At 36.6% G+C, this 15137-nt stretch carries 12 protein-coding genes, 2 tRNA genes and 1 riboswitch; of the genes, 7 read left to right on the forward strand and 7 right to left on the reverse strand.

Annotation, left to right across the window (positions count from 1 at the left end; all coding sequences use genetic code 11):
* Nucleotides 1–3 precede the first annotated feature (3 nt).
* From bsdcttw_RS18100 to bsdcttw_RS18110, 3 genes are all read right to left on the reverse strand, one after another.
* A complete protein-coding gene (locus bsdcttw_RS18100) occupies nt 4–1830 on the reverse strand; it encodes an ABC transporter permease subunit (RefSeq protein ID WP_185256222.1) in 1827 nt (608 codons plus the stop codon).
* A 14-nt stretch (nt 1831–1844) separates the two neighbouring features.
* Complete coding sequence (locus bsdcttw_RS18105; RefSeq protein WP_185256223.1) at nt 1845–2831, reverse strand: ABC transporter permease; 987 nt, start codon at nt 2829–2831, stop codon at nt 1845–1847.
* Nucleotides 2832–3062: 231 nt separating this feature from the next.
* Nucleotides 3063–4988 (reverse strand): ABC transporter substrate-binding protein, encoded by a 1926-nt coding sequence (locus bsdcttw_RS18110; RefSeq protein WP_185256224.1) that lies wholly within the window; start codon nt 4986–4988, stop codon nt 3063–3065.
* A 1084-nt stretch (nt 4989–6072) separates the two neighbouring features.
* Between bsdcttw_RS18110 and bsdcttw_RS18115 the strand changes: the two genes are divergently transcribed.
* A complete protein-coding gene (locus bsdcttw_RS18115) occupies nt 6073–7674 on the forward strand; it encodes an ABC transporter ATP-binding protein (RefSeq protein ID WP_185256225.1) in 1602 nt (533 codons plus the stop codon).
* A gap of 209 nt (nt 7675–7883) precedes the next feature.
* Here the strand turns inward: bsdcttw_RS18115 and bsdcttw_RS18120 are convergent.
* Nucleotides 7884–7956: transfer RNA gene (locus tag bsdcttw_RS18120), tRNA-Thr, on the reverse strand.
* A 10-nt stretch (nt 7957–7966) separates the two neighbouring features.
* Nucleotides 7967–8040, reverse strand: a tRNA-Pro gene (locus tag bsdcttw_RS18125).
* Between the two features lie 162 nt (nt 8041–8202).
* Here bsdcttw_RS18125 and bsdcttw_RS18130 point away from each other — a divergent pair.
* On the forward strand, nt 8203–9501 hold the full coding sequence (locus bsdcttw_RS18130; protein ID WP_185256226.1) for a LysM peptidoglycan-binding domain-containing protein: 1299 nt from the start codon (nt 8203–8205) through the stop codon (nt 9499–9501).
* Between the two features lie 157 nt (nt 9502–9658).
* Here the strand turns inward: bsdcttw_RS18130 and bsdcttw_RS18135 are convergent, their stop codons facing one another.
* A complete protein-coding gene (locus bsdcttw_RS18135) occupies nt 9659–10537 on the reverse strand; it encodes a DegV family protein (RefSeq protein WP_185256227.1) in 879 nt (292 codons plus the stop codon).
* 305 nt (nt 10538–10842) lie between these two features.
* Between bsdcttw_RS18135 and bsdcttw_RS18140 the strand changes: the two genes are divergently transcribed.
* Complete coding sequence (locus bsdcttw_RS18140; RefSeq protein WP_185256228.1) at nt 10843–11505, forward strand: ABC transporter ATP-binding protein; 663 nt, start codon at nt 10843–10845, stop codon at nt 11503–11505.
* A 24-nt stretch (nt 11506–11529) separates the two neighbouring features.
* Complete coding sequence (locus bsdcttw_RS18145) at nt 11530–11772, forward strand: hypothetical protein (protein ID WP_185256229.1); 243 nt, start codon at nt 11530–11532, stop codon at nt 11770–11772.
* Nucleotides 11773–12000: 228 nt separating this feature from the next.
* On the opposite strand, the gene bsdcttw_RS18150 is transcribed toward bsdcttw_RS18145, so the two are convergent.
* Complete coding sequence (locus bsdcttw_RS18150) at nt 12001–12165, reverse strand: hypothetical protein (protein WP_185256230.1); 165 nt, start codon at nt 12163–12165, stop codon at nt 12001–12003.
* 113 nt (nt 12166–12278) lie between these two features.
* Between bsdcttw_RS18150 and bsdcttw_RS18155 the strand changes: the two genes are divergently transcribed.
* From bsdcttw_RS18155 to bsdcttw_RS18165, 3 genes are read left to right on the forward strand one after another with little or no spacing between them, the layout of a single operon-like run.
* On the forward strand, nt 12279–13922 hold the full coding sequence (locus bsdcttw_RS18155) for a recombinase family protein (RefSeq protein ID WP_185256231.1): 1644 nt from the start codon (nt 12279–12281) through the stop codon (nt 13920–13922).
* Nucleotides 13923–13945: 23 nt separating this feature from the next.
* Nucleotides 13946–14119, forward strand: a complete 174-nt coding sequence (locus tag bsdcttw_RS18160) for a hypothetical protein (RefSeq protein ID WP_185256232.1) — start codon at nt 13946–13948, stop codon at nt 14117–14119.
* Nucleotides 14100–14906, forward strand: coding sequence for an ABC transporter permease (locus tag bsdcttw_RS18165; protein WP_185256233.1), 807 nt, complete (start codon nt 14100–14102; stop codon nt 14904–14906). The genes bsdcttw_RS18160 and bsdcttw_RS18165 overlap by 20 nt, the downstream gene beginning before the upstream one ends.
* 64 nt (nt 14907–14970) lie before the next feature.
* Nucleotides 14971–15085: riboswitch (FMN riboswitch) on the forward strand.
* Nucleotides 15086–15137 lie beyond the last annotated feature (52 nt).

A 15137-nucleotide genomic window follows, 5' to 3' on the forward strand; every position in this document is an offset into this window, starting at 1 on the left:
CTCCTAACGTTCCTGAGATTTCGGATCGATTGCATCACGCAGTCCATCACCGGTCAGATTGATGCATATTACACAGATACCAAGAACGATCGATGTAAATACCCATCTCCACCAGTAGTTCTGTATAACGATACTGTTATTGCTGCCATAAAGCATGTTGCCCCATGTAGGCTGGGGAGCCGGAACACCAAAGCCTAAATAGGAAAGTGTCGCTTCTGTAAGCATACAGGTTGCAAAATCTAAGGTAGCAGTTACGATAATAACTGAAATAACATTTGGCAATATGTGCTTAAATACAATTGAAAACTGCTTTACACCAACAGCTCTTGCTGCTGTTACGAATTCTTTCTCTCTTTCTGAGAGCACCTGAGCACGAACCAGACGAGAAAGACTTGGCCACTGTAATAAGCCTAAGATTATCATCATTAAATAGATTCTCTGATTGGAGGTCAGAGTATTTCCTAATAAAGCGGAAAGAATCATAGCAAATGGCAGGAACGGGAGTCCTGAGATAATCTCAACAACACGCTGTAATATGATATCTATCTTGCCGCCAAAGAAACCGGAAACACCACCGATAATAACTCCTATGATTGTTGATATAATAACAGCGATAGCGCCGATAGTCATTGACATCTTACCACCATTTATTAATCGATTGAAGATATCTCTTCCCAAATCATCGGTTCCCATCAAATAGCCCTTTAAGCCCCAGGTTAACACTTTTCCGCTATCTGTAATTGCATAGTTCTGGTAGAAGCCAGTATAAATCTTCGTTACTTTAGCATTCTTAACAGAAGCAGGAATTGTAGATTGTTTAAAATTATTATATCCCCAGGCTACTGTTTTGCCGTCTTCCATCACCCCGGTGTAATGATATCTTCCTCCCTGGATTGCAACAACCTTACCCTTAAAATCAGGAACTTTTCCTTCACCACGTTCAGAAAGATTTCCCCATACGAATACCTTTCCGTCACTATTAACTGCTGCCATTGTGGAAGCGGTAGCTGCTATATCTACAATCGTTCCCATATTCTCAGGCATTTTGGAATAAATACCGGTCTGCTTGCCAAGATATACGGCTGTGCCATCTTTTGTCAGGCCTAAAACAGCATCAGAAGTAGTTACTACTTTTGCTATCTGTCCTTGATACTTGTGACCACCCATATAATCGTTGTTTGCCTCATTACCAAAGAAATAAGTATGTCCGTCTGCAGTAAGGATAATGGAACATTGATAACCTGCGATAACATCCACAATATCAGTAAGCTGATTTACTTTATCAGGAATATCACACTGCTTTTGTCTGTCACTTCCCCAGGCGAAAACTTTTCCATCGGCATTTAATGCCAGTACATGATCATAACCAGCTGAAATTTTTACTATTTTACCCATACCTGAGGGTACATACTTTACATTTACAACACTTGTAATTCTGGTTTTTCCCCACATATACAGCTGTCCGCTGTCAGACACAGCGACTGTAAAAGTCGGACCAACTGAAATCTCTCCTACCTTACCTTGCAAGGAAGAAGGAACGCTCATAAAATCAAATCCCGGAGCCACATTTTGCTGGCTGGTTTCTGTATATGCTAAATCTAATTTTACAAAAAAAGGTCCGATAATAACGGTTGCAAATATTAAAAAGAATACTATCAGTCCAATCATTGAAAGTCGATTACTCAAAAAATTCTTAATTATAGTCTTAACGGGACCCTGCATCTGTTCTTCTTCCAGAACAGATAATTTCTTCTTTCCTGCGCCAAAGGCCTTTATTAAAAGAAGGCGGAAGAAGCTTCTTCTCTTTTTAGAAGTATTATTATTGTCCATTTTCTATCCTCCTTCTAACGGTTAACCCTGACACGGGGATCAACAAAACCATAGCTTAAATCTATAATTAAATTACCAATTAATGCGACAACCATATAAAACATCTGTACCGCAAGCGCAACATTATAATCCTGATTCATTAAGGCATCCATGTAGAATTTACCCATACCATTTAGATTAAACATCTGCTCAATAACAAGTGAGCCGGAGAAAATACTGATAAACCATCCAATAATTAAAGTGATAACCGGAAGAAGCGCATTTCTCCAGGCATGAGAGTAAATAACAACCTTTTCCTTTAGACCTTTTGCTCTGGCTGTACGGATATAATCCATTCGAAGTGCTTCAATCATAGCCGCACGAACGTATCTGGTCATACCGCCAAGAGACCCAATGGTCATAACAATCAATGGCAATGCCAAGTGCTGCATTTTATCAGCAAAGGCAACTAGACCTGTCCCATGGAAATTAGGCGAATGCATACCGCTGACAGGGAACCATCGCAAGTTAACTGCAAAGAAAAATATACTAATAAGAGTAATAATAAATATTGGTAAGCTATACCCGACAATGGTCAAGACTTGTACCACATTATCCATGATGGAATTCCGCTTGACAGCGCAAATAATACCAAGTGGTATCGATATACCAAGGGCTAAAACAGTAGCGAAAATATTAATAAAGATGGTATTACCCATAGGTGCCTTAATCAAATCAATAACAGGCTTCTTATGTCTTGTGGACATACCGAAATCTCCATGTAAAATACCGCCAATCCACTTACTATATTTAACTATGATCGGATCATCAAGGCCCATCTGCTGTCTTAATTGTTTGTACCTCATCTGGTACTGTTCCGCTGTCAAAGTGGTTTTAACAGGTTCCAATTGGGCTCTGGCCGGATCTCCGGGTATCAGATTATATAAAAAGAACATAACGAGAGACATGATTAAAAATACAAATACCATGTAAAGCACTCTCTTACCAATATACTTTAACATCCTTATTCCTCCTGCAAAATTATCTAACTTATCCTTTACGAACATCCTATAATGAATGAATAGGCTTCTTCACTGAGTTTAGCTTATTCCATCTTCCTCTAAGCACAGTGAAGAATCCTATTCTTATCTATAGACTTTACTTGTTTAAATCAGTAAACAAGTTTTAATCATGAGAAATAGGGTATGTAGCATACCCTATTTCGTCAATCATATTTGATTCTTACTTCTGATTTATTCTGTTACGTTTGCGTAAAGAATAGCATATTTCATATCCCAAATACCATTAGGGTTATAGTTCTGTAACTTAGCGTTATAGAAATCATGATACTGGTTAGAATATAAAGGTAGATCAGGAAGTAACTCATTCCATCTGATAATAAAGTCTTCAAACTTGCTTTCAAATGTAGTCTTGTCAGCAGGATCTACTAATACCATATCCTGTGCAGTCTTTGCAAGTTTATCATCCTTAATAAAGTTGGTGTTAGCACCATTCTTTAACTGTTCAGGATCTGTTGTATAAGCTGAAGCCTGATCATATACAGGAGTAAAACCAGTTCCTAAGTTAAACATATTGTAGGTAGGTACTGCATATTTCTTATCGGTAGAACCATCTCTATAAATGTAATTTAATAATTCTGTAAATGTCATAACTGTCTGGTTAATCTTCATACCTGCAGCTGCAACATCAGGATTGTTCTGTAATTTTGTTACAAGTAATTCAGAAACAGGATTCTGTTCGGAAGATGCCCATTCAAGTACAAGAGGCATATAAGTTCCGTCATCTAACTTCTTATAACGGATACCGGAAGAATAAGCCTTTCCGTCTTTGTCATATACCCAGCCGCCATCTTCTAATAACTTGATAGCATCATCAAGGCTGTAAGCATAAGAATCTAACTTGCTTTCAAGATCATCCTTAACATCCTGATACATCCACATAGCAGGTCCGTAAGGTCCGTTTACAACAGAACCGAAACCGCCGGTGAAAGCTTTTGCGAAATCGTTACGATCTAATAAGTGAGCTACAGCCTGACGAACCTCTACAAACTGTGTAGGTCCGAAATCGCATACGAACTGTAATTTACCATATCCGTTACGGTCATAAGCGGTATAGTTGAAGCCACCTTTGTCAACTAAGTCAAGACCGGCATTGATTTCATCACCACTTGACATACCGGTTAATAAGTCTACAGAACCGGTTGATAATTCATCCATAGATGTTTCAGTTGTAACTTTTTTGTAAACGATAGTTTTGATATGAGCTGTCTGTTTCTGATAGTCTCCTAAGTATTTAGGGTTAACTTCAAGAACAGCTTCTTTTGTAGAAGAATCATACTTTGTTGCATTGTAAGGTCCGCATGTAATTGCAGGAACCTTTGTTCTTGCAGCATTGATTTTAGCTTCATAATTCTCTTTTGTAAAGTTATCAGAAAGGTAAGCACCTTTTCCATCATCATTTACAGTTACAGTATCATCTGTAAAGAATGATAATTTGAAAGGCTGAAGGCTTGCCATATTTAATTCATAGAAGTAAGGAAGGTTAGCTTTATCAATTGTAACTGAGAAGCTGTCATCACCGAGTAATCTAACACCGGTAAATTCTTTTGCCTTTCCAGTTGAATAATCCTGGAATCCCTTCCAATATTTTGCTACTATTGTATTATCTGCGCCCATATCGGTAATAACTTTAGAGGACCAGAAAAGAGCTGTAGCAACATAATCCTTTGCAGTGATAGGAGTGCCATCATTCCAAACAAGATTATTGTTAATAGTCCATGTATAAGTCTTAGATCCGTCATCATTATCTGTTGTTTTCATGTCTTTAACTACTGTAGTATCAACAACAAATTCACCAGCAGGTGTAATATCTACTGTTGCATAACCGTTTGTTAAACGGAAGATATCATTGTCAGCAGCGCCGTTCTGGAAATAAGGCATGAATTCACCGCTGATATCTGTTGAACTTCCGATAATAATCTGACCGGTAGGCTCAGTGGATGTTTCTGTGGGGGTTGGGGTTGCTGTTGCTTCATTTGTGCTATCAGCAGGCGTTGTAGTAGGCTCTGTTGATATTCCCGTGTCATTCTTTCCTTTGCATCCTGCAAGAGAGAATACCATGACTACGGTCAGCAATAATGCTAACACTCTTTTTTGCATAAAATTTCCTCCTTAAAATTTTCTTGATATTATCCTGTTATTATTTGATTCTACGATGTTAATATGTATTTAACTCTTTATCATTTTAAAGTGTTAAACTCAAAAAATATTATACAAAAAAAGCCTTTCTTAACCCACAAAGAGTCATTCAGAAAAGCAACATCGCAAATCATTTTTAATAGGACTATATCACTACGACTTTAGGCCGTCATCACATGTTGTATTATATAATACAATTTCATCAATGTCAATGAATCTTTGCAACCCCTGTATTTATCTATATTTATACAAAAATCACAATGGACTTTACCCTTTTACAGGCATTTTTAATGCAGAAAAATACAATTAGAGTGATTACTTATCGATTTATGAGATAAAAATGTTTCTATTTCGATATTTTCTGCCAATAAAAGACTATCCTTGTATAAAGATTGTTAAAATAATATAAAATTTAAATAAAATTTAATCCAATTTTTTTACAGATTTATGAAATCATTATTTCATATTGTATTCATATTGTACTATTTAGATAATTTTCCAGCAGCCTTTCTGGAGATTCTTCTAAATTTTAGCATATACATATTTAAAAGCACGTCCTGTGTTTCAGACGTGCCTGTGGTAGGAGTTTATATATATATCAGCGCTCATTACCTTTACATTATATTACATTCCAAATATTGTCAAGTAATACTTTAGTCTTGATTTGAACAAAATTAATTCTAAACGCAATAAACCATAAATCTGTTCTAAGACCAATCTTAAGTCAAAATCATGTCTCCTATCGATATCTCCACCTTTTAGGCTACACATTATATATATAATACTTTCCAATAGAGTACAAGTAATTATTTACATTTTTGTAAAATTGAGTTATATTTGTACATTATAAGCACAAAATTTTAGCAAAGCTAATTTGGATTTTCTGATATTGCACTGGTAACGATCAATTTATCCCCCTATCTGCATCATACAAGCTCGGAAGAATCTTTTTAGAAATCTGACTTTAGCATCTTGAATGAGGTGTTACTTATGCAATTCCGTTCAAGTTGAATAAATCAGGTCTAATACATATGGGAGGACAATTATGAAAAAGTTTGTAAAAAGCAATAAATATAGTTTAATCATAGCCTTAATCTTAGTATTTATAAGTTCTGTTTTTAGCACCATTGTTCAATTTAATAAAGGCGATGTTTTGGATAATGCCTTAGCGCGTGATAAAAGCATTACTTTGTTCAGCATTATATCATTAATCATTTTTATTTTTTTAGAAATTATTTTTCACTATTTTTATGATCAGTACAGGGCTGCTTTTACAGTTAACTGCATTAGCCAATTAAGAACAAGCCTTTTTAAAAATACTATTAATAATAATTATGTAAGTTTTTATAAAAACACGAAAGGCGAATTCCTATCAAAATATACGAATGATGTTGAAATGATTCAAAATTCTTATTTTGCAACGATACCTTTGTTGATAGAAATAATTATTAAGATTATTTTAGTAAGTATAGGATTATTTATTCTTGATTGGCGTATTGCTATTGTTACTTTAGTTCTATTGACTACCCCTTTGTACATTCCCAAAATCATTGATAAAAAACTTCAAAAAGCAAAAAAAGAATATTCTGAAGCATTTGAAAATAATTTATCGAAAGTTACTGATTGGTTAGCAGGGTTTGAAATAATAAAAAATTACTCTATAGAATCAAGAATAATAGATAAGTTTACAACATCAAATAAATATACAATGCAAAAAGCTTTAAAAAATAAAAGAATAAATTATACCACGAACTTAATAACAACCTTAATTTCCTATTTATCTTATTTTATCATCTTAACTTTATCCGCAACATTTGTTTATAGACAGATATTTACAGCTGGTGATTTTTTTATTGCAATTGGTATGATTGATCAACTTTCATATCCCTTGATAGCCTTATCTGTTTTTATTCAAGACCTGATATCTATAAAACCAATATGCGATGAAATTATGAATATTGCAGAAATGAAAGAAGACGATGAAAGCAAAAGACTTAACCCAGCAACATTAACTGTGAATAATAATATATTATTTGATAATATTACTTATGGTTATAACGAAGAAAATCCGTTAATAAGCGATTTTTCATTATTACTCCAAAAAAACCAAAAGAACTTAATCCAAGGTCGAAGCGGAACTGGAAAAACTACTCTAATTAATCTACTTTTAAAATACTATACTCCTGATAAGGGAAATATTTATTTAGACAATATTCCTATTCAAGATATTGATAATTTATTTGGGATCATTACCATTGTGAGACAGGAAGCGTTTTTATTCAATGATACTCTTAAGAATAATTTATCGATGTACTCGGATATCAGTGATGAGGTCATTCTAGATGTTTTAGAAAAAGTAAATTTACATAAATTTGCTAACCTATCCAGTCTTAATATGGATATAGCAGAAGGCGGAAATAACCTGTCTGGTGGTGAGAAAAAGAGATTATGTATTGCACGGGCTCTACTTAGAAATACAAACGTATTAATTTTTGATGAGCCTTTAGCGAATCTTGATAATGAAAATGTTTCAACAATTGAAGATATTCTACTGAATATTAATGACAGAACGCTAATTATAGTTTCCCATCAGTTCAGTGAATCCAAATTGAATCAGTTTGATAAAATAATTAAACTGGATGCTTAAAATGGGCAGCAAATTCTGATTGTTTGGTTCTTAAATTAAATAATCTATTGTTCAAATAGGCTTGAGACTATTGGAACGCATTGTCATGATGCGTTCTTTTTTATGGAAACAAACTCCAATTAAATCCCAATACAAGAAAAAAGCACCCTTACGGATGCCTTAACTTCTTTATTCAATCTATAACCATTGATTTTACTGCATTTCTTATAAGCTGGAAATGGGATTCGAACCCACGGCTTCCTCATTACGAGTGAGGTACTCTACCGGCTGAGTTATTCCAGCACATAAAAAATCGAGGTGACGGGATTCGAACCCACGGCCTCTGCGTCCCGAACGCAGCGCTCTACCAATCTGAGCCACACCTCGTTTTACAAGAAGTAATAATTAATCTTGCCAAACTATTATGCTACTTTAACTGTTAAAAGTCAAGAAAAAAATTACTTATTTACAATATATTATGATAATTATATGTATTACTTGGTGAAAATGGAATATATATTTAACTAGAACTTACTTTTGAGGTCTCCTATGATAATTCACGTGGTAGAACCGGGCGATACTATTTATTCCATTGCCGAAACCTATAAAATATCTCCGGAAGCCCTCATCCGGGACAACGGAATTGTTAATTATAATAATCTAGTAATCGGACAGACTATTGTCGTTGTCTATCCACAGGAAGTTTATACAGTTGCTCCGGGGGACACCTTGTATAGTATCGCATCATCACATGGAGTAACTCCTCTTTCACTGTTAAGATACAATCCAAACCTATCAGACAGAAAATATCTCTATCCCGGTGAGCAAATTATCATAAAATACGATAATAATGGAGGACGCTTAAAGGTCAACGGTTATGCATACCCTTTCATTGACCCTGAAATTCTAAAAAAGACCTTACCCTATTTGAGTTTTCTCACAATATTTGAATACAGGCTCTCACTAGATGGTACAATTACAGAGAATAATGATTCCGAACTCGTCAATATGGCTAAGTCATACGGTGTCGCTCCGATTATGGTATTAAGTGCTTATAATACCGTCGTTTCCGATAATTCTTACTCCTATTTTACTCAAGTTAACTCGGCAGAAACCAACCAAAGGACCTTCATAACAATAATAGAAAAATTAGTTGAAAAGGGGTATCTTGGTGTTAATATTTACGTTCAGAGAGTTACGGAGGAAACTCTTGAGATTCTAACAGATAATTTAAAGGCATTCTCTGTGTTACTGAAAGAAATTGGATTTACCATAATGCTTACGCTTACTCCTGAGACCTTTGACCTCCCCCAAGGTGTTACTTATCTAAATATAAACTACAGCGCTCTTGCTGAAGCCGTAGATTATATTTTGCTTCTCTCCTACAACTGGGGGTATACCTATGGACCGCCTGCTGCTGTCACTCAGGTGAATATCGTCAGAAGGAATCTTACTTATGCCATCAGTCAGATTCCGTCCCATAAAATATTTTTGGGTGTTCCTATTATCGGTTATGACTGGAGGCTAATTGGTGAGAATGGCCAATATGTTGCAAATGCCTTGACTTCTGATGCTGCTGTTTTATTGGCTTCAGATGTAGGTGCGGTCATACAGTTTGACTATAATGCTATGGCCCCTTTCTTTACCTACACCAGCAGGGATAATAATACTGATGTGAACCACATTGTCTGGTTTAAGGATGCCAGAAGTATCAGTGTGCTTTATGGTTTAATGCAGGAGTTCAACCTTTCCGGTGCTGCGGTTTGGAACATTATGCATTTCTTTAAACAAATGTGGTTCATTGTAAGTACACAATATGAAATCATCGGTCCATTTGATACGATCTGATTTTATTACTGTTTGTTTCTAAAATGAGGATTATACTTATATATCCTTACGAAGTAAAAGCAAGAAGGAGCAAGATGTTTTAAATACACTAATGCTGTATGAAAACAAACCGCTCCTTCTATATAATTCGAATTATATATTATCTGTTTATAATCTTTTATACATTTGCTTTTCCTTCTCCCATAAAGCATATACCGATAGCACCGGGTCCGGAATGTGCTCCTATACTCGGGCTAATAACATTTACAATAACGGACGCTCCGGCAACTTCTTCCTTTATCAGCTTTACCACCCGTTCTGCATCCTCTGCAGCGTCTCCGTGAACTACACAGATAGTACCAGGATTATTTAGGTATTCTCCCATTTGTTTAACCATATTAGCAACAATGGTAGAGAGGGATTTTTTACGTCCTCTGACTGTGCCTGCCGGTATTAACTTTCCTTCATCATTTATTATCAATATTGGTTTAATATTAATCATACTTCCAACAATAGCTGTCATTTTAGAGACTCTTCCACCTCTTTGCAAGTGAAATAAATCGTCAACGGTAAACTGAACACAGAAATTCTTTAGATGTTCTATAAGCCATTCTTCAATCTCATCTAAGCTTTTACCCGCTTCTTTTAACTCAACAGCTTTCATAACCATCAGACCCTGGCCCAAAGAGGCATTTAAAGAGTCGAACACTATAATCCTGGCATCCGTGAATTCTTCACACAACTCCCTTGCACCGGCAGCTACATTATTATAGCCTCCGCTTAAAGCAGATGAAAAGCTGATATGTAATACATCCTTGCCTTCTTGAATGTATCCTAAAAAGGTCGAATGAATTACCGCCGGATTACTAGCCATTGTACTCGGTAATTTTCCAGCTCTCATGCTGTCATAGAATTCTTTTGGTGTCAGATTAAGCTCATCCCCATAAACTTCATTATTTAGTTCATAGTAATGAGGAATAATTCCCACCTTTTTTTTCTCCACGTACTCGGGCAGTAAATCGCAGTTCGAATCAGTTGTTATCACAAAATCTCTCATCTTAACCTCCATGCTGCCAACTACCGAAGTTTAGGCGTCAGCACTAATAACTTTTATTGTTAATGCTTTATGTAAACTCGTTCTTCTATTATACCTGATGAGTTATAGGTTTGTATAGCTTTTACATCCGACATTTTATTAATATATTACTATTATATCTTATTCCTGTTATCGTAATCAGACTTTATCTCCTTTATCTATACACAGAATATTTGAAAATCTTGCATTTTGACAAATTATTTTAAATCTTTCACACCATTCGCCAATTTATCATATAATACAATATAACAAAATCGGAGGAAACTATGGGAAAATTACTTAAAATAAACAATGTAGGCTATACCTACCATAGTTTAGACGGAGAAACTTTGGCGTTAAAAGATATCTCTTTTCATGTAAACGACGGTGAGTTTCTTGCAATTGTCGGACCTAGCGGCTGTGGTAAGTCAACGCTACTTTCATTGATAGCAGGACTGATAACTCCTGATACCGGTGATATTTTAATAGATGGAAAAGATTTAAAATCATCTGGTAAAAATATTGGGTATATGCTTCAAAAAGATCACCTGCTTGAATGGAGATCAACACAGAAAAATCTTACTCTTGGACTTGAAATTCAGAATAAGCTTACAGATAACAGCTATATCTGCATTAATGAAATGCTCTCTACCTATGGTCTTATTACCTTTCGCGATTCAAAGCCCTCTTCCCTGTCCGGAGGTATGAGACAGCGGGCGGCTCTTATTAGAACTCTTCTGTTAGAACCTGATATTCTTCTCCTTGATGAACCCTTTTCTGCTCTGGATTACCAAACACGTATTGAAGTTTCTGATGATATTTGGGGAATAATACGTAATGAACATAAGACGGCTATATTAATTACCCATGACATATCAGAAGCTATGACAACGAAAATGCTACAGTTTTTTCGCCATTTTTCACCTTTTTCTGATTTTTTCATATACTAATAAAAAAGAAAAGGAGTGAATTATATGCCCGATAACAAGAATAACAAAGATGTTGAGCAGACAGGTTGTTCCAACTGCGGCGGTTGGCCGAATTACTGGGGACCTGGACCTTGGGGACCCGGACCTGGACGTGGGCCTTGGGGGCCAGGGCCTGGACGCGGACCTTGGGGTCCCGGACCCGGACGCGGACCTTGGGGTCCCGGACCTGGACGCGGACCTTGGGGTCCTGGACCCGGACGCGGACCTTGGGGTCCTGGCCGGTGGTAAATTCAAGTAAAGAAAACTCATATGCTGTTTTAAGGGCAGCAACTGTTTTCCTTAATATGTAATATTCATACTATCAATAACTCATTTTTGCCTGCCTCATCGGTTTAAAAAACTATGAGGCAGTTTTTAATAAACTTTATCTTTGATTTGCTTACTGACACTTTGCTTATTGACACTTTCCTTACTGACACTTTGCTTACTGACACTTTCCTTGCAAGCTTTTCTCGCTTAATCTTCATTTATCAATATACTTATTATCCTCTCGTACTCCATCGTTCTATCCTCTTCTGCTTTACTCAGGATTACCTGCTTTAGAAGTTCAGCAATAAGCTGATTTCCTATTTTTTCTACAAGCGCTCTGCCATCCTCCGGATTTTTAATAATAATCTTCATATCGTTTATCCAGCCTGCTTCTATATCACAAACTATTCTTTGCCTTTCTGATTTATGTAAGAATCGTCATGTTCTTCCGCTTTTTACCGTATATTAAGCTAGGAGGTGATCCGATGAATATAGCCATATACAGCCGTAAATCCAAGTTCAGTGAAACCGGAGAATCCGTCGAAAATCAAATACAGTATTGCAAATCCTATGCCGCCGTACATCTGCGTCCGGCACAGGATATTACCTTCTATATCTATGAGGATGAAGGTTTTTCCGCGGCTACTTCCATGCGTCCTCAATTTCAGAAATTATTATCAGATATCCGGAATGGAAAGATACAGCTTCTCATGTGTTATCGCCTCGACCGTATTACCAGGAAAGTATCCGACTTCTCAGAAACCTTAGAGCTTCTTGAAAAAATGAATGTCGGCTTTATCTCTGCCACCGAAAATTTTGACACTTCCACTCCTATGGGAAAGGCTATGATTTATATAGCCTCTGTATTTGCTCAGCTGGAGCGGGAAACCATTGCAGAGCGCGTTCGCGACAATATGCTTGCCCTGTCAAAGACCGGCAGATGGTTAGGAGGACTTACTCCCATGGGCTATGTTTCAAAAGAAATTATTTATCTTGATTCTGAATTTCGGGAGCGAAAGTTGTATCAGCTGGTCTCTAAAGAAGAGGAATTACATACCGTAACGCTGCTTTTTTATAAATATCAGGAACTGGGCAGTCTCTCAGCTGTTGAGAACTATTGCTTTATTCATGGAATAAAAAGCCAAAAGAATTGTTTCTTTAGCAAAGGCAGTATTGCAAAAATTCTTGAGAATCCTACTTATTGCATTGGAGATCAGGATGCCTATGCGTATTTCTCATCACTTGGCTGCTGCATTACATCCTCCGTTTCGGAATTCAATTCAGACAGAGGAATACTGTGCTATAACCGTACAAACCAGCAGACCAAGAACCACCGAAAAAAACGACCTCCCACCGAGTGGATTATCGCTCTTGGCAAGCATCAGGGTGTTATATCCGGCAGGTTGTTTACAGAAACTCAGGCAAAGCTTAAGAAAAACAAAGAAAAGGCCTCCCCCAGAAAGGATACCTCCGCCTATTCTATTGTTTCCGGTAAAATACTATGTTTAAAATGCGGTTCTAAAATGCGTATCAAGAATATACGAAAAGAGAATAAAATCACCCGCTTTAGTTACGCCTGTGAAAGAAAAACACTTACAAAAGGGGTGAAGTGCAACACTCCTAATATAAATGGAGCTGAATTTGACAAAGCTCTGATCGAGACTCTGTGGGAATACCTGCAATCTTCCCTTGATTACAACCAGGTAATAAGTCTTTTAAAAGCACAAAATACAGCTCTACTAAAAGCAGATCCAGACATTTCAATACAAAAAACTTTGGAAAAGGAAAAGGCCTCTTATCAAAACGAGATAGATCAACTTATAAACCAGTTATCCAGAAATCCCTCCCCGCTATTAGAAAAGTATCTGCTCCCTAAGCTGTTGGAATTAGATCGAAAGATAAATGATGTAAGTAATCAGCTAACTATGCTGTCAAAGTCTTCTGAAGGATTAACTTGGCCTGCATCAGTTCCTAACCTTCACCAAAAAAATCCAAATGATTTAGCATACATCATTAAGAACGCAGATATCCAAACCAAGAAGACCTTGGTAAATGCACTGATTGACTCCATAGAATGGGATGGAAATGCAGCGTATTTAAACTTCCGTACATCAAACGGAGCATTTTAGTATTCATAGGTGAAGCTGTCTCTATGGCTGACCGTATTATCGTTCTAAGCAGCCGGCCGGGCACTATCAAATGCGAGATAGATGTAAATCTATCCCTGGATGAACGTACCCCTTTCAAAGCCAGAAGTGCTCCGGAATTCAAAGATTATTTTAATCTAATCTGGAAGGAGTTAAGCCATGGCAAAGTCAACAGCTAACACCAATTACTCCCCTGCCCACCAGGTTTATTTAAAAAATTATTATAAAAAGAAATGCTTCATACGAATCATGCAGTTTGTCATAATTATAAGCTTTCTGGCTTTATGGGAAGTTTCTACCCGCATTGGCTTGGTAGACTCCTTTATATTCAGCAGTCCCTCCAGGGTGGCAGGGACTTTTCTTGATATGGCAGCTGATGGCAGTATCTTTTATCATACTGGTATTACTTTGCTTGAAACTTTTGTCAGCTTTGCCATTGTAAATATTTTTGGTATAGCTATGGCTGTACTGCTTTGGTGGAATGAAAAACTTGCCAAAGTCCTGGAGCCTTATCTGGTAGTATTAAACAGTCTTCCAAAATCCGCTCTGGCTCCGGTTTTTATTGTATGGCTTGGAAATAATGTCAAGACTATCATCGTTGCAGCCGTTTCTGTCGCAGTATTTAGTACTGTTATCACCCTTCATACCAATTTCAGCAATACAGAGGAAGATAAAAAGAAGCTTATACTAACACTGGGAGGCGGCAAAAAAGATATCCTTCTTAAAGTCGTAATTCCAGGGAATATTCCGCAAATCATCAGCATTATGAAGGTTAATATCGGCTTATCCTTGGTCGGAGTTATTATCGGAGAATTCCTTGCGGCAAAAGCCGGACTGGGTTATCTGATTATCTATGGCAGTCAGGTGTTTAAACTTGATTATGTCATTATGTCAATCGTTATTCTATGTATTCTGGCTACTTTTCTATATCAGCTGCTCACTTATTTTGAAAAGAAGTACAAATAGCAAAGAAGCAAATTATACTGTTTGACATTCTTTATTCCTGCTGTTATAATGAACGCAATTGAATATACATCTTCAGGGCAGGGTGCAATTCCCTACCGGTGGTATAGCCCACAAACCGTAAGGTACGATTCGGTGAAACTCCGAAGCCGACAGTAAAGTCTGGATGGAAGAAGATTTTATAAAAGCTGCAATTAGCATTCTTTTGTATAATTACTCTGAAATGATTTTTTT

It is taken from the genome of Anaerocolumna chitinilytica (assembly GCF_014218355.1).
In the GTDB taxonomy this organism is placed as follows: Bacteria; Bacillota; Clostridia; order Lachnospirales; family Lachnospiraceae; genus Anaerocolumna; species Anaerocolumna chitinilytica.

What these genes read in the sequence shown, in the direction of transcription:
- bsdcttw_RS18140 (WP_185256228.1), top strand. Translation starts at nt 10,843, where the DNA reads ATGGGAAAATTACTTAAAATAAACAATGTAGGCTATACCTACCATAGT.
- bsdcttw_RS18105 (WP_185256223.1), bottom strand. Translation starts at nt 2,831, where the DNA reads ATGTTAAAGTATATTGGTAAGAGAGTGCTTTACATGGTATTTGTATTT.
- bsdcttw_RS18130 (WP_185256226.1), top strand. Translation starts at nt 8,203, where the DNA reads ATGATAATTCACGTGGTAGAACCGGGCGATACTATTTATTCCATTGCC.
- bsdcttw_RS18145 (WP_185256229.1), top strand. Translation starts at nt 11,530, where the DNA reads ATGCCCGATAACAAGAATAACAAAGATGTTGAGCAGACAGGTTGTTCC.
- bsdcttw_RS18110 (WP_185256224.1), bottom strand. Translation starts at nt 4,988, where the DNA reads ATGCAAAAAAGAGTGTTAGCATTATTGCTGACCGTAGTCATGGTATTC.
- bsdcttw_RS18115 (WP_185256225.1), top strand. Translation starts at nt 6,073, where the DNA reads ATGAAAAAGTTTGTAAAAAGCAATAAATATAGTTTAATCATAGCCTTA.
- bsdcttw_RS18135 (WP_185256227.1), bottom strand. Translation starts at nt 10,537, where the DNA reads ATGAGAGATTTTGTGATAACAACTGATTCGAACTGCGATTTACTGCCC.
- bsdcttw_RS18150 (WP_185256230.1), bottom strand. Translation starts at nt 12,165, where the DNA reads ATGAAGATTATTATTAAAAATCCGGAGGATGGCAGAGCGCTTGTAGAA.
- bsdcttw_RS18100 (WP_185256222.1), bottom strand. Translation starts at nt 1,830, where the DNA reads ATGGACAATAATAATACTTCTAAAAAGAGAAGAAGCTTCTTCCGCCTT.
- bsdcttw_RS18160 (WP_185256232.1), top strand. Translation starts at nt 13,946, where the DNA reads ATGGCTGACCGTATTATCGTTCTAAGCAGCCGGCCGGGCACTATCAAA.
- bsdcttw_RS18155 (WP_185256231.1), top strand. Translation starts at nt 12,279, where the DNA reads ATGAATATAGCCATATACAGCCGTAAATCCAAGTTCAGTGAAACCGGA.
- bsdcttw_RS18165 (WP_185256233.1), top strand. Translation starts at nt 14,100, where the DNA reads ATGGCAAAGTCAACAGCTAACACCAATTACTCCCCTGCCCACCAGGTT.